The sequence below is a fragment of the Microbacterium sp. NPDC077391 genome (assembly GCF_040686955.1).
Classification (GTDB): Bacteria; Actinomycetota; Actinomycetes; order Actinomycetales; family Microbacteriaceae; genus Microbacterium; species Microbacterium commune.
The window spans coordinates 465,753-480,292 of sequence record NZ_JBFBMI010000003.1 but is presented as its reverse complement, the minus strand read 5'-3'; the positions used below and the strand labels follow the sequence as shown (position 1 = coordinate 480,292).

Below are 14,540 nucleotides of genomic sequence, written 5' to 3'. Positions count from 1 at the left end.
CCCTGGCATCCCCCGACCCGCGCCGGTGACGTCAGCGCGAGCGGCGCTCCTCCTCCAGCTCGCGCCGCAGGTCGCCGTTCTCGTCTTCCAGATCGAGCACACGGCCGATGCCGGCGAGGTTCACCCCGGCATCCCGCAGCTCGGCGACCCGGCGCAGGCGGTCGATGTCGTCGTCGCTGTACCGCCTCGTTCCTCCGTCGCTGCGGAACGGAGTCAGCAGCCCTCGTCGCTCGTACAGCCGCAGCGTCGCCTCGGGGACATCGGCGAGATCGGCCGCGACGGCGATCCCGTACACCGGAGTTGCACCGTCGCGGTCGGCCATTCGGCATCCATCCTCGTACTTGAAATCTGTTCGAACTGGAGCTATAAATATACATCACCAGATGCAGATTTCCTGCATCCGCAACAGCGCCGCCGGCCGGCGGCCCATAGTGAGAGGAGAACACCATGGCCATGACCCTCGACCCGATCAGTCAGCTCGATCGTTTCGCTGCGAGCGTGCTGGACTCCGTACGCGCCCCGCGCGTGATGCCCGTCGACCTCTGCCGCGACGGCGACCGCTATGTCCTGCATGCCGACATCCCGGGCGCCGACCCCGGCTCGATCGACGTCGATCTCGACGGCTCGCAGCTGTCGATCCGCGCCCAGCGCACCGCCGACACCGGCGAGGGCATGCGCTGGATCGCCCGCGAGCGCGGCACCGGAAGCTACTTCCGGCAGTTCACGCTCGGCGACGGCGTCGACCTCGAGCGCATCAGCGCGTCGTACGACAGCGGCGTGCTCTCGGTGATCATCCCGGTCAGCGAGCGCGCGAAGCCGCGCCGCATCCAGGTCGAGTCGACCGACACCCGCGAGGCGATCAGCGCCTGATCCGCAGCGGGGAGCGCCCGCCCGGGCGCTCCCCGCCCTGATCCGGAAAGGAATGTCTCATGTCCCCCTCCCCCGACCTCCGCCGGTTCCTCGCCGAGATGGAGTTCCCCGCCACGAAGGACGACCTGGTGCGCGAAGCCATCCGCGACGGGCTCGACCGCGACGACATCGCCGCCATCGAGCAGCTCCGCGGGTACAGCTACAGCGCCCGGTGGCAGATCCTCACCGCGCTGCGCCTGGGCCGCCCGTCCGCTGACGCCCTCGTGCCTGCCTGAGCTCGCAGCGCCCTGGCCGCGTGGCACCTGAGCGCCGGGCACCCGGCGCTCAGGTGCGCAGCGACATCCTCGTGTCGAGCGCGAGCTCTTCGGCATCCATCGCCGCGATCAGCTCGTGCATGACCTCCTCGCTGAGGTTGCCGGCGCGCCGCTCCTCCAGCAGCAGGTCGCGGCGCACCGACAGCCAGCCCTTCGCCATCGCCGCGAACTGCTCCGGCGACGGCCGCACCGGCCGCTCTTCCGCCGGCTCCTCGCCGGCCTGGTCGGCGCCCGCCTGCATGCGCACGAGACGCTCGGCATACGCGTCGAACGCCGGCAGCCGCTCCTCGCCGTGCTCCTTCGCCCACGCGCGCCTCGCCTCGCGCAGGTAGGCCTTGCCGACGTCGCGGCTGCGTTCGCGCACGGATGCCAGCTGTCTGGCATCCTCCCGCGCCTCCTCGTCGTCCACGACCCCCAGCGCGCCGATCAGCCACGGCAGGGTGAGCCCCTGCAGCAGCAGGGTGCCGACGGTCACGACGAAGGCGACCACGACGATCGCGTCGGCCGCCCGCGCATCGAGACCCGCAAGATCGGCCGCGGCGAGCGCGGTAGCCAACGTGACCACTCCGCGCATGCCGGCCCACGAGATCACCGCGTTGTCGCGCCACGAGAGCGTGGTCTCGGTCAGCCGGCGCCGCAGCTGCTCCTCGGTGAGCGGGCGCCGACGACGACGCCTGTTCGCGAGCGGAAGCGCCTTCTTCGCCGCCGACATCTTCTCCCACCGGCGCAGACGCAGCTTCGTCCAGCGCTGGCCCCACGCGCCCGCCGGGTACACGAAGAGCGGCCGCACGACGAGCACCGCCAGCAGGACGATCACCGCCAGCAGCAGAATCGTGCCTGCCTCGCCGTCTTCCAGCTCGCCGATCACGCGCGGCAGCTGCAGCCCGATGTACGCGAACACGAACGACTCGAGCAGGAAATCGGCCGAGAGCCACAGCGGCGCCTCCTGCTGCCTGGTCGCGTAACTGGTCTTCGGAGCGCTGAAGCCGACGAACAGGCCCATCGCGACCACCGCCAGCACGCCCGACCCGAGCAGCTGCTCGGCGATCGCGTACGCGCCGAACGGCGCGAGCAGACCGAAGGTGCCGTTCACGACCGGATCGTCGACGCGCATCCGCAGCTGGTGCAGCGCGATACCGAACACCAGCCCGACCGCGACCCCGATCACCACGGCGAGCGCGAACTGCCAGATCCCGTCCCAGATCGACACCGTGGCGCCGGCGACGATCGCCGCGAACACCCGGAACATGGTCAGCGACGTGGCGTCGTTGATCAGGCTCTCCCCCGACAGCACCGTCATCACCCGCCGCGGCAGGCCGAGCCGGCGGCCGATGGACGCCGCAGACACGGCATCCGGAGGGGCGACGATCGCCCCCATCAGCAGGGCTCCCGGCAGGGTCAGCTCGGGCATCACCCACCACGCCAGCAAGCCCACGACGACAGCGGTGACGACGACGAGACCGACACCCAGCCGTCGGATCTGCGGCATCGCCCGGTGGAAGCTGAGGAACGACACGTCGAGCGCCGCCGAGTACAGCAGCGGCGGCAGCACGACGTTCAGCAGCAGGTGTCCGTCGATCGCGATATCCGGCACGAACGGGAGGAAGGATGCCAGCAGCGCGACGACCGTGACCAGCAGCGGTGCGGGCCATCCTCTTCGGCGGGCTACGGCTGCGACCGCCACGGCGCCGACGACGATGAAGAAGATGCTGGACTCCATTCCAGGAAGGGTACGCCTGCGATGCGCGCGACGAGGAATGCGCGCGCGGCGACCGACGTTGTCCTCTGACGATGACTACTCCCGCGCTCTCCGTCCTCGATCTCGTTCCCGTCCGCACCGGCCAGACCAGCGCGCAAGCCATCGCGTCGTCGATGCAGCTCGCCCAGCACGCCGATGCGCTCGGGCTCACCCGGTACTGGTTCGCCGAGCACCACAACATGCCGTCGGTGGCATCGACCACACCGCCGGTCCTGATCGCCGCCGCGGCCGCGCGCACGCAGCGGATCCGCGTCGGCTCGGGCGGCGTCATGCTGCCCAACCACGCGCCCCTGATCGTGGCCGAGCAGTTCGCCGCCCTCGAGGCGCTCGCACCGGGACGCATCGACCTCGGCATCGGCCGGGCACCGGGCAGCGACCCCGTGATCACGCATCTGCTGCGCCAGTCGGGCACCACCGGAGACGTCGACCGCTTCCCCGCGCACGTGCAGGACATCGCCGCGATGGTGCAGTCCGACGGCGCGACGGTGCGCTTCACCAGCGGCGGCGAATACGGCGTGAAGGCGACGCCCGCGGCATCCGGATCCCCCACGATCTGGCTGCTGGGCTCGAGCGACTACTCCGCCCAGCTCGCCGCCGCGCAGGGGCTGCCGTACGTGTTCGCGAACCACTTCGCGGGAGTCGGCCTGGAGCGCGCCCTCGACCTGTACCGCTCGCAGTTCCGCCCGTCCGAGACGCTCGACGCGCCGCTCACCTTTCTCACCGCGAACGTGGTCGCCGCGCCGTCGGCGGAGGAAGCGGAGGCCCGCGCCCTGCCGCAGCTGCGCGCGATGGCGCGCTTGCGCGGCAACAAGCCGATGAGGCCGCTCGAGACGGTCGACGAGGCGCAGCGCGGCGCGGCTGAGCATCCGGATGCCCAGGAGCAGACCCTCATCGACGCGATGCGTCAGCGCTGGCTGATCGGCGAGGGTGCCGAGGTTCGGTCGTCTCTGGCCGCATTCGCCGCGCAGCACGGCGTCGACGAGATCATGGTGTCGCCGGTCGCCGGCGCCTACGACGGCGAGCCGCTCGATGCGGCCACCGGGCGCGCGCAGACTCTCGACCTGCTGGTGGCGTAGGCCGCGCCGCTCTTCACGGGGTGCGGGGTCAGTTGCGTACGTTTTCGGGGACGGAACCGTACGTTTGTGACCCGCGGAGGCGCGCGTCGGCGCCCACAATGACTCCTGTGGTCACCGCGCACGATGGCGCCTTGCTTGTCCACAGATTGCGCGGATCCGAACGTTGCCCACAGCAGCTGGGCCATGCACGGGTCCGCGGTCGGTCGCAGGTCGACCATGGAGAGATGCGAGCCAGGACGCCTCTTCCCCCAACACTCGGTGAGCGGTTCACGGTCAAAGAGGCGTCCGGCGCGGGCGTCCCGCGGCGGCGCCGGGACGCTCCGGACCTCGCCCGGCCGTATCGCGGCATCCGAGTCACGACGGAACCCGAGACGTTCGACGACCGAGTGACGGCCTACGCTCCGCGTCTTGCTGCGGATCAGCGCTTCGGCGGTAGGACGGCGGCGCGCATCTGGCGGATGCCTGTGCCTTCGACGTGGGAGAAGGACGAGACACTCCATGTGTTCGTGCCCACAAGCGGTTCCCGCCCGCGCACTGCCGGTGTCACCGGGCTTCGTCTTGCCCCGGAGCGGCTCACCCTCCATCGGATCGACGATGTGCCTGTACTCGATCCTGTCGCGACGCTCTTCTCCTGTGCGAAAGGGCTCACCAAGCTCGAAGCGGTGACCCTGATCGACTCGATCCTCACCACCGCGACGAACTATCCGGGGCTCCGCCTGAGCCGTCCGCACGTGACGATCGACGACATTGCGGAGCGCCTCAATGTCTGGAACCGCTTTCCGGGATGTGGCACGATCCGCGAGGCTCTGGCACTCGCCTCCTACGACGTCGAATCGCCGAAGGAGACCGAGACCCGACTGCTCATGCGGACGTGCGGGCTGTCAGAGCCGGTGGTTCAGTACAGAGTTCTGAACGGCCTCATGCTCGTCGCGCGCACCGATCTCGCGTACCCCGAACTGAAGATCGCGATCGAGTATGAAGGCGATGGGCATCGTACGAGTGCCGAGCAGTGGCGGCGAGACATCCGGCGTCAGCGAGAGCTGGAAGCGCTCGGCTGGATCGTGATCCGCCTCACCCAGGACGACCTCAACGATGCCGACGCGCTGATCAGACGAATCCGCGGCGCCATAGCATCCCGCTCGGCCTGACCCGCCCGGCGGGTCCCATCCCTTGCGAGGTCAGTCTCGTACGCTTTCGGCCAGATCCGCGTGCACAACTGACCCCGCACACGAGCGGAGCGGGTCGTGTGCGCACGCCGACGCACCCATGTCCGCCTGCGGGGTCAGTAACGTACGCTTTCGGGCAGATCCGCGTACACAACTGACCCGGCACACGGGTGGACCGGGCGCCGCGGCGGACCAGGCGCCGCGAAGGGCCGGCGCGCCGCGGCGGACCACGCGCCGCGAAGGGCCGGCGCGCCGCTGCGGGGTCAGATACGTACACTTCCGGGCGGATCTGCGTGCACAATCGACCCCGCACGCCGGCGGCGCGGGCCCGCACGCGAGCGGATGACCCCGTACCCCGGCGAGCAGGGGCCCGCGGGCTACGCCTCGGGTTCGCCGTGCAGCAGCGCGCGCAGCCAGTCGCGGGCCTCGACGAACACGCCGTCGGCGTATCGCTCGGGGTAGTGCACGATCCGGCGGTCAGCGCGCGGGTACGAGCCGAGGAAGACGACGCGGGGGCTGAACCGCCGGATGCCGAGCAGCGCGTCGGCCATGCGCTCGTCGTACGCGTGACCGTCGGCATCCACCACGAACCGGTACCGGCCGAGGGCATCGCCGACAGGACGCGACTGCAGCAGCGACAGGTTGATGCCGCGGGTCGAGAACTGCTCGAGCATGTCGAGCAGCGCGCCGGGGCGGTCGTCGGGGAGCTCGACGATCAGCGAGGTCTTGTCGGCTCCGGTCGGCTCGCCCGGCGGGGTCGGCCTCGACACGAGCACGAAGCGCGTGACGGCGTTGTCGTTGTCGCCGATCTGCTCGGCGAGCACCTCGACGTCGTGGTGCTGCACGATGCCGGGCGCCGCGATGGCGGCCTGGGCCGGCGACGAGCCGTCGAGCACACCCAGGATGGATGCCACATTGCTGGCCGCCGGAACATGAGCGTGCCTCGGCAGATGCTCGCCCAGCCAGCTGTGGCACTGCGCGTAGGCGACGGGATGCGCGGCGATGACCTCGACGTCCGCCAGCCGCACGCCCGGCTTGCCGACCAGCACGAAGTTCACCTTCACCAGGTACTCGCCGATGATGCGCAGGCCCGGCAGCGTGGCGAGCGCGTCGAGCGTGGTCGACACCCCGCCCTCGACGGAGTTCTCGATCGCGATCATCGCCGCGTGGCTGCGTCCCTCGAGCACGTCGGCGAGCGCCTCGCCGACGTTGTGCACGGGCTTCCAGTCGTGGCCCCTGGCCTCGGGCACCTGGTCGAGCGCTGCCTCGGTGAAGGTGCCTGCGGGGCCCAGGTAGCTGTAGGTGCGGCGTTCGGTCACCACGTCAGCCTAGCCCCGCGGCTCGGCGGCCCTTCGAGCCGTTTCACTACCACGAACGCGCCTGTGACGACATCCGTCACCGGCTGAGGTGCGCGAGCGCCCCGAGGAGGGGCAGACTATCCCCATGACGAGCCGAGCTGGCCTCCCTGCGGAGGAAAAGGATCTGATCGACGTCGACGAGTTGATCGCCGCCTACTACGACCGCATCCCCGATCCGTCCGACCCGGCTCAGCGCGTGGCGTTCGGCACGAGCGGGCACCGCGGCTCGTCCCTCAGCACCAGCTTCAACGAGCAGCACATCGTCGCCACGACCCAGGCCATCGTCGACTACCGGCGCGAGCAGGGCATCACGGGCCCGCTGTTCCTCGGCCGCGACACCCACGCCCTGTCGCTGCCGGCCGAGCGCACCGCGATCGAGGTGCTGATCGGCAACGGCGTCGACGTGCGCGTGGACTCCCGCGACTCGTGGGTACCCACCCCCGCGCTCAGCCACGCGATCCTCACCCACAACCGCGGTCGTGCGGCGGGCGACCCCGACCGCGCCGACGGCATCGTCATCACTCCGAGCCACAACCCGCCCCGCGACGGCGGTTTCAAGTACAACCCGCCGCACGGCGGCCCGGCCGACACCGACGCCACGTCGTGGATCGCGCAGCGGGCGAACGCGCTGATCGAGGCGGGCCTGGAGGGCGTCGAACGGATTCCGGATGCCGACATCGACGACGACTCGATCGGCCAATACGACTTCCGTGACGCGTATGTGCGCGACCTGCCCTCGATCATCGACATCGACGCGATCACGCGCGCGGGCGTGCGCATCGGCGCCGACCCCATGGGCGGGGCATCGGTCGAGTACTGGCAGCTCATCAAGGAGATGCACGGCATCGAGTTGACTGTCGTGAACCCCGAGGTCGATCCGACCTGGCGCTTCATGACCCTCGACTGGGACGAGAAGATCCGGATGGATCCGTCGTCGCCGAGCGCCATGGCATCCCTCGTCGCCAAGCGAGACGACTACGACGTGCTCACCGGCAACGACGCCGACGCCGACCGGCACGGCATCGTCACCCCGGATGCGGGGCTGATGAACCCGAACCACTACCTCGCCGTCGCGATCGACTACCTGTTCTCGCACCGCACCGAGTGGCCTCGCGACGCGGCGATCGGCAAGACGCTCGTGTCGTCGATGATCATCGACCGCGTCGCCGAGTCGCTCGGCCGCCGCCTGCTCGAGGTGCCGGTCGGATTCAAGTGGTTCGTGCCGGGTCTGCTCGACGGCTCGGTCGCGTTCGGCGGGGAGGAGTCGGCCGGTGCGTCGTTCCTGCGCAAGGACGGCACGGTCTGGTCGACCGACAAGGACGGCATCCTGCTCTGCCTGCTCGCCGCCGAGATCATCGCCGTGACCGGCAAGACGCCGTCGGAGCGCTACCGCGAGCTCGAGCAGGCCTTCGGCTCGTCGGCGTACCAGCGGGTGGACGCCCCGGCGACGCCCGAGCAGAAGGCGGCGCTGGGCAGGTTGGCTCCGGATGCCGTGACCGCGACCGATCTGGCTGGCGAGCCCATCACCGCGAAGCTGTCGCACGCACCGGGCAACGGCGCGGCGATCGGCGGGCTGAAGGTGCAGACCGAGCACGCGTGGTTCGCCGCGCGTCCGTCGGGCACGGAGGACGTCTACAAGCTGTACGCCGAGAGCCTCAAGGGTCCGGAGCACCTCGCGCAGGTGCAGGAGGAGGCGCGGGTCGTCGTGTCCGCCGCCCTCGGGGGCTGAGCGCGAGCGCCCTCGGGGGCTGAGCGCGAGCGCCGCCGGCGGCTCTGCGCGGTCGCCCGCTGAGCGAGGTCAGGAGCCGGATGCCGGCCCGGAGCCGCGCGTCGCGAGCGCAAGCCGGCGACCGGCCTCGTGCAGCCACCGGTGCGTATCCGCCAGCGCGGACGCCGACGAGCCGGCCACCTCGGTGAGCGAGGCGGATGCCGTGAACGGCGCGAGATCGGCATCCGGCGCTATCAGACCGGCCACGAGCACCGCGTCGACGCCGGAGGCGGCGGCGAGGGATGCCACGAACGACGGCACCTTGCCGTCGCCGGACTGTCCGTCGTAGGCGCCCTCACCGGTCACGACCGCATCGGCGGCGGCGATGGCATCGGCGAGTCCGATCAGGTGCGCCACCTCGGCCGCCCCGGGCAGCAGCGTGCCACCCCAGGCGATCAGCGCCGCCCCGACACCGCCCGCCGCGCCGGAACCGGGCACGGCCGGATCGAGGGCGAGCACTCGGGCGAGGCGCTCGAGTGCGGCATCCGTCTGCTGCTGATCCGAGGGATCGGTCAGCCCCTTCTGCGGGCCGAACACCGCCGCGGCGCCCCGGGCGCCGGTGAGCGGGTTGGTGACGTCGGTGAGCACCCGCACCTCGGGAGCCGGGCGGAGCCCGCTCAGATCCGCCGAGACGATATCGCCCAGCCCACGGGCACCGGGCGCCGTCTCCGCTCCGCGCGCGTCGAGGAACCGCGCGCCGAGCGCGCGCAGCATGCCCGTGCCGCCGTCGGTCGACGCGCTCGAGCCGATGCCGAGCACGAGACGAGAGACGCCGTGGTCGAGAGCCGCGGCGATGGTCTGGCCGAAGCCGCGCGAATCGGCGTCCCACGGGCGCAGCTCGTCGAGCAGCTCGATGCCCGACGTCGAGGCCATGTCGATCACGGCGGTGCCGTCGGGCGCATCGTCGGAGGCCGGCAGCAGCAGCCACGCGGTATCGACGGGATGCCCGGCGGGGCCGTCGACGGTGATCGGCATCCGGCGCGCTCCCGGCACTGCGGCGGCGAAGGCCGCGACGGTGCCCTCTCCCCCGTCGGCCATCGGGCGCAGCACCGGCGAGACGCCAGGATCGACCGACGCCCATGCTTCCGCGAGGACCCGCGCCGCGTCGGCGGCGGCGATCGTGCCCTTGAAGCTGTCGGGGGCGAAGACGATGCGCGTCACCGGTCGACTCCGGGCGTGCTCTCGCGCACGATCACATCGAGATCGGCCGTGGGCGGGTGCCACTCGTCGTCGACGGTCGCCCGGAACGCCTGATACCCGAGCTCGATCAGCGGCACCCGCACGGTGCTCAGCCGCGGGGTGACGTCGCGGCTGACGGGCACGTCGTCGAATCCGCAGACCGCGATGTCCGCGCCCACGCGTCGCCCGCCCTCGCGGATGGCGGTCATGGCGCCGATGGCGATCACGTCGCTGAGCGCGAAGACGAGGGTGCCGGGGTCGACGCCGTCGGCGAGCGCCTGCCTCATGGACGCGGCCCCGGACTCGCGCTCGAACGTGCCGCGATAGGTGCGTTCGATGACGCCGCCCTCGGCGCCGAACCCGGCGGTGAAGCCGGCCAGTCGGTCATCGGATGTGCGCACGCCCTCCGTGGCGCCGATCGCGATCGCGCGGCGGTAGCCGAGGGCCGCCATCGCGCGGCCCAGGCGCTCGGCGCCGCCGCGGTTGTCGATGCGGATGCTGCGGTCGCCGCCGGGGCCGAACGTGACGGTGCGCCCGCCCAGACCGGAGAATGCGGAGAGTTCGCCGTGCGTGTCGTCTTCACCGTCGTTGCCCCGCGAGGCGGCGAGGATCACGCCACGCGGACGCTGCCCGCGCAGCGCCCGCAGGATCTTCGTCTCCCGCTGCGGGTCGCGCTCGGTGATCGCGATGGTGACGATCAGCCCCTCCTCGTCGGCGCCGCGGGCCACGCCCGAGGCGATCAGCCCGAAGTAGGGGTCGGCGATGTCGGCGACGAGCAGCGCGATGGCCGCCGAGGTGCCCCTCGCCGTGGCCTGCGCCGAGGCGTTCGCCGTGTAGCCGAGCTCTTCGGCCGCCTTCTCGACGCGCTCTCGGAACGACTCGGCGACCTTGCGCTCAGAGCCGTTCAGCACCCGGGATGCGGTGGCGAGCGAGACCCCCGCCGTGCGTGCCACGTCGTGCAGCGTGGGCGGCGAGGTGCGCGCGGACGCGGCGTCGGCGGTCATGGCCACAGCCTACCGAGTGCCGGCATCCCGACCCGGCTCAGGGCGGGGCGACTCGGACGCGGCACCACGATCGAGGAGGTCGAGTAGAGTCGCCGCCTCCGCTGCCAGCAGCGCCGGGTCGTCGTCGACGACGAACTCGAGCAGCGCGTCGCGCGGCGGCACCGGCTGCGCCGACGCCGCGACGAAGAGCGGATGCCAGAGGCTGTCGCGCGCGCTGAGGCGCAGCCTCGTGTCGAACGGCCACCATGAGAACACGTGCACGGCGCTGGTGTGCTCGGCGATCTGCGCGAACTCGTGCAGGGCGACATCGTCGGGGGCGTCCACGGTGGGCTGCCAGTACGTCGAGAGCCCAGGCACGTCCGCCAGCAGTCGCAGCGTCGCCGCCGGGGTGTCGGCGAGCGTGCGCCGGTGGAACTCCAGCGCCAGGGCGACGCGCCGCTCGGACGCCTCGGCGACGGCATCCCGCAGCCGCGAGACGACCTGCGCGTACTGCTCGGGGCTCGCGTCGGCCGAACCCGTGCGGCCGGCCCAGATGCGCACGCGGTCCGCGGCCAGCGCGGTCGCGCTGTCGAGGATCGGCGTGAGCGACTCGTCTGCTCCGGCGCGGAAGTACGAGCCGTACGAGCACACCGCAAGGCCTGCATCCGTCGTCGCCGCCGCGACCTCCGCGGCGCGCTCGACATCGCCGGGCGGCACGTGCACGTCGCCACCCCACTCGATCACCTCGAGCCCGGCCGCCGCGGCCCGCGCGGCCACCTCCTCGGCGGCCAGCTGCCGAAACGTCACCGAGCACAGTCCCGCTCTGATCATGCGCGCCTCCCGCACCAGCACATCACAGGTACGGCGAGACCGTCGCCGAGAACGCCTCGGCGGTGCGCGCGACGACCTTCTCCGGCGCGTCCGACCAGATGTCGGCGTTGAAGATCTCCACCTCGATGTCGCGGTCGTAGCCGGTCTCGACGACCGCGCGGGTGAGCGAGGCGAAGTCGATGATCCCGTCGCCCATGTAGTGCCGCGACAGCAGCACGTCGGCGGGGAACGGCGTCTTCCAATCGCACACCTGATACGTCGAGATGCGGCCCTCGCGACCCGCACGGGCGATCTGCTCGTGCACCTGCGGATCCCACCAGATGTGGAAGGTGTCGACCGCAGCGCCGACCGTCGCGGCGTCGAAGTCGGCGGCGATGTCCAGCGCCTGGCCGAGCGTGGTCACCACGCAGCGGTCCGAGCCGAACATCGGATGCAGGGGCTCGATCGCCAGGGTGACCCCGGCGCTCTGCGCGTACGGGGCGAGCACGCCCAGGGCATCCCGAACCCGCTCGCGCGCGCCGTTCAGGTCGCGCGACCCCTCGGGCAGGCCGCCGGCGACCAGCACGAGGACGGCCGTCGATCCCTCGGCGCCCGCGGCGGCGAGGGCCGCGGTCTCGTCGATCGCTCGTCGGTTGTCGTCGAGCGCGGCGTCGCGCGCGGGCCCGGCCGGGAGGGTGAAGAACCCTCCTCGGCAGTGGGTCGAGAAGCGCAGCCCCGAGTCGGCGAGCATCGTCGCCGCGGTGTCGAGGCCGACCTCGTTCACCGGCTCGCGCCACAGTCCGATCGACTGCACGCCCGCGTCGGCGGTCACCCGCAGAGCCGTGGCGAGATCGGCGTACTTGATGGTCGCCTGGTTGATCGACAGGCGGGGGTCGGGAGTGATCACGCGTCCAGTCCGTTCAGCTTCAGCATGCCGTGCCAGCGCTCGCGCGCGAGCTCGGGGTTCTCGAGCGCGAGCGACGCGTTGGCCAGCTCGACGATGCGCGACAGATGCGGCAGGCTGCGCGCGGAGTGCAGACCGCCCACCATCTGGAACGCGGGCTGGTGCCCGTTCAGCCACGACAGGAACGCGACGCCGGTCTTGTAGTAGAACGTCGGCGCGGCGAACACCTGGCGGCTGAGCTCTTCGGTCGGACCGAGGATGCGCCGGTACGCCTCGTGGTCGTCGGCGTCGAGCGCCTGGATCGCCGCCGAGGCGACCGGGGTGATGGCGGCGAACGCACCCAGCAGCGCGTCGGAGTACGACCGTCGCCCGACCTGCGAGTCGCCGATCAGCGACACGTAGTTGAAGTCGTCGCCGGTGAACATGCGCACACCTTCGGGAAGGCGCTCACGCACCGAGATCTCACTCTCGGCGTTGAGCAGGCTCATCTTGACACCGGCGATCTTCGACGGGTTCTCCCCGATGATCTCGAGCAGCACCTCCGCCGCCGCCTGCCAGTCGCTCCCGCCGCCCGTACTGAGCGAGGTCGACGTGAAGTAGCCCTCCAGCTCGGGGTCGAACGCCGGGCCCAGCCAGTGCAGCACCACCGGCGTGGTCGCCCGTTCGAGCACCGCGCGGTAGACACGGCGGTAGTCGTCGGGCGATTCGGCGACGCGGGCGAGGTGGCGGGATGCCATCAGCACCGGCCCCGCCCCCTGCTCCTCGGTGAACTCGAGCTGCGACACGTACGCGTCGATGACGGCATCCAGCGAGATGTGCGTCTCGGCGACGTGATCGGTGTTGACCCCGACCACGACCGACCCGCCCTCCTCGCGCGCCACCTCGGCGCTGCGGGCGATCAGCTCGCGCGTCGCCGCGGCATCGAGGCCCATGTTGCGCTGGGCGGTGTCCATGGCATCCGCCACCCCCAGCCCCCACGAATAGACGTTGCGGCGGAACGCGAGTGTCGCATCCCAGTCGATGTCGGCGGGCTGGCCGGGGGTGTTGTCGGCGTGCGGCCGCGGCACGACGTGCGCCGCGGCGTAGGCCACGCGCGAGCGCAGCGGCGAGGTCGGGCGCGCGTACGCGCCCGAGTCGTTGAGCGTGGCATCGGAGAGATCTCCGGATGCCGAGAGCAGGCGAAGCGTCGTCACAGCGACAGCCTCTCGATGGCGACCTTGCGGCCCTCGGCGCTCGAGGTCAGGCCGGCCTCGGCGAACTGCACCCCGCGGGCGCCCGCGAGCAGGTCGAACGGGTAGTCGGTGCCGAGCACGTACGAGGTGAGATACTCCTCCCACTGCTGGCGGAAGCCGTTGAGGAAGACGTCGTTCGTCGGCACGTTCTGCCAGTCGCCGTCGTAGTCGTGGGTGTCTTCGAGGTCGGGGTTCCAGACCGGCTTCGGGGTGGCGTTGCGCGGCTGGATCTTGCAGCCGAACAGGCCGACCACGGCCGAGCCGTGCGTGCCGTCGACCTGGAACTCGACCAGCTCGTCGCGGTTCACGCGCACGGTCCACGAGGAGTTGATCTCGGCGATCACGCCGCCCTCGATCTCGAAGATGCCGTACGCGGCGTCTTCGGCGGTGGCGGTGTAGTGCTCGCCCTTCTCGTCCCAGCGGTCGGCGATGTGCACGGCCGCCTGGGCGTAGACGCTCTTCACCTCACCGAAGAGGTTCTCGAGCACGTAGTTCCAGTGCGGGAACATGTCGGTGATGATGCCGCCGCCGTCTTCGGTGCGGTAGTTCCAGCTGGGGCGCTGCGCCGGCTGCCAGTCGCCCTCGAACACCCAGTAGCCGAACTCGCCGCGCACCGAGAGGATGCGGCCGAAGAAGCCCGAGTCGATCAGGCGCTTGAGCTTCTGCAGCCCGGGCAGGTAGAGCTTGTCGTGCACGACCCCGGTCTTGACGCCGGCATCCTGCGCGAGCTTCGCCAGCTCGAGGGCCTCTTCCAGCGACTCGGCGGTGGGCTTCTCGGTGTAGATCGCCTTGCCGGCGGCGATGGCCTTGCGGATCGCGGTGGCGCGCGCCTTGGTCACCAGGAAGTCGGCGTAGATCTCCCACTTCGGGTCGGCGAGCGCGGCGTCGAGGTCGGTCGTGTAGTCGTCGATGCCGTGCTTGGCGGCGAGCTCGGCGAGCTTCGCCTCGCTGCGCCCGACGAGCATCGGCCTGACCGTGACCTTCGAGCCGTCGGGCAGCTCGACGCCGCCCTGATCGCGGATCGCGAGGATCGAGCGCACGAGGTGCTGCCGGTAGCCCATGCGTCCGGAGACGCCGTTCATGATGATGCCGATCTCACGCACGTCGGTCATGGTGGTCCG

The 14,540-nt window shown here is 71.1% G+C and carries 14 protein-coding genes; 5 read left to right on the top strand and 9 right to left on the bottom strand.

Annotated features, from left to right (window positions below; all coding sequences use genetic code 11):
- Positions 1-31: 31 nt before the first annotated feature.
- A complete protein-coding gene (locus AB0O65_RS10410) occupies positions 32-322 on the bottom strand; it encodes a MerR family transcriptional regulator (protein ID WP_071641773.1) in 291 nt (96 codons plus the stop codon).
- A gap of 125 nt (positions 323-447) precedes the next feature.
- Here AB0O65_RS10410 and AB0O65_RS10405 point away from each other — a divergent pair, with 125 nt between their 5' ends.
- Both AB0O65_RS10405 and AB0O65_RS10400 read left to right on the top strand, forming a co-directional pair.
- A complete protein-coding gene (locus AB0O65_RS10405; protein ID WP_071641774.1) occupies positions 448-870 on the top strand; it encodes an Hsp20/alpha crystallin family protein in 423 nt (140 codons plus the stop codon).
- Positions 871-929: 59 nt separating this feature from the next.
- Positions 930-1,145, top strand: coding sequence for a DUF2795 domain-containing protein (locus tag AB0O65_RS10400; RefSeq protein WP_191712682.1), 216 nt, complete (start codon positions 930-932; stop codon positions 1,143-1,145).
- 49 nt (positions 1,146-1,194) lie between these two features.
- On the opposite strand, the gene AB0O65_RS10395 is transcribed toward AB0O65_RS10400, so the two are convergent.
- On the bottom strand, positions 1,195-2,904 hold the full coding sequence (locus AB0O65_RS10395; protein ID WP_363384819.1) for a cation:proton antiporter: 1,710 nt from the start codon (positions 2,902-2,904) through the stop codon (positions 1,195-1,197).
- A 71-nt stretch (positions 2,905-2,975) separates the two neighbouring features.
- On the opposite strand from AB0O65_RS10395, the gene AB0O65_RS10390 reads away from it, so the two are divergent.
- The gene (locus tag AB0O65_RS10390) at positions 2,976-4,019 is read left to right on the top strand and encodes an LLM class flavin-dependent oxidoreductase (RefSeq protein ID WP_177243794.1); all 1,044 of its coding nucleotides are present in this window, start codon (positions 2,976-2,978) and stop codon (positions 4,017-4,019) included.
- 107 nt (positions 4,020-4,126) lie between these two features.
- Positions 4,127-5,167: a DUF559 domain-containing protein gene (locus AB0O65_RS10385; protein ID WP_363384815.1), complete on the top strand. Its 1,041-nt coding sequence runs from the start codon at positions 4,127-4,129 to the stop codon at positions 5,165-5,167.
- Positions 5,168-5,562: 395 nt separating this feature from the next.
- On the opposite strand, the gene pheA is transcribed toward AB0O65_RS10385, so the two are convergent.
- The gene (gene pheA / locus AB0O65_RS10380) at positions 5,563-6,504 is read right to left on the bottom strand and encodes a prephenate dehydratase (RefSeq protein WP_313479778.1); all 942 of its coding nucleotides are present in this window, start codon (positions 6,502-6,504) and stop codon (positions 5,563-5,565) included.
- A 124-nt stretch (positions 6,505-6,628) separates the two neighbouring features.
- Between pheA and pgm the strand changes: the two genes are divergently transcribed.
- Positions 6,629-8,272, top strand: coding sequence for a phosphoglucomutase (alpha-D-glucose-1,6-bisphosphate-dependent) (pgm, locus tag AB0O65_RS10375; RefSeq protein WP_363384812.1), 1,644 nt, complete (start codon positions 6,629-6,631; stop codon positions 8,270-8,272).
- Positions 8,273-8,341: 69 nt separating this feature from the next.
- Here the strand turns inward: pgm and AB0O65_RS10370 are convergent, their stop codons facing one another.
- From AB0O65_RS10370 to AB0O65_RS10345, 6 genes are read right to left on the bottom strand one after another with little or no spacing between them, the layout of a single operon-like run.
- Positions 8,342-9,472: a glycerate kinase gene (locus tag AB0O65_RS10370; RefSeq protein ID WP_363384809.1), complete on the bottom strand. Its 1,131-nt coding sequence runs from the start codon at positions 9,470-9,472 to the stop codon at positions 8,342-8,344.
- Positions 9,469-10,494, bottom strand: coding sequence for a LacI family DNA-binding transcriptional regulator (locus AB0O65_RS10365; RefSeq protein ID WP_363384806.1), 1,026 nt, complete (start codon positions 10,492-10,494; stop codon positions 9,469-9,471). Before AB0O65_RS10365 ends, AB0O65_RS10370 begins: the two co-directional genes overlap by 4 nt.
- Before the next feature lie 9 nt (positions 10,495-10,503).
- Positions 10,504-11,304: a TIM barrel protein gene (locus AB0O65_RS10360; RefSeq protein ID WP_313479769.1), complete on the bottom strand. Its 801-nt coding sequence runs from the start codon at positions 11,302-11,304 to the stop codon at positions 10,504-10,506.
- A 22-nt stretch (positions 11,305-11,326) separates the two neighbouring features.
- Entirely contained in the window at positions 11,327-12,190 is an 864-nt protein-coding gene (locus AB0O65_RS10355; RefSeq protein WP_363384803.1) for a sugar phosphate isomerase/epimerase family protein, read from the bottom strand.
- Positions 12,187-13,380, bottom strand: a complete 1,194-nt coding sequence (locus tag AB0O65_RS10350) for a dihydrodipicolinate synthase family protein (protein ID WP_071641791.1) — start codon at positions 13,378-13,380, stop codon at positions 12,187-12,189. Before AB0O65_RS10350 ends, AB0O65_RS10355 begins: the two co-directional genes overlap by 4 nt.
- A complete protein-coding gene (locus AB0O65_RS10345; protein WP_071641793.1) occupies positions 13,377-14,531 on the bottom strand; it encodes a Gfo/Idh/MocA family oxidoreductase in 1,155 nt (384 codons plus the stop codon). The genes AB0O65_RS10350 and AB0O65_RS10345 overlap by 4 nt, the downstream gene beginning before the upstream one ends.
- Positions 14,532-14,540: the final 9 nt, after the last annotated feature.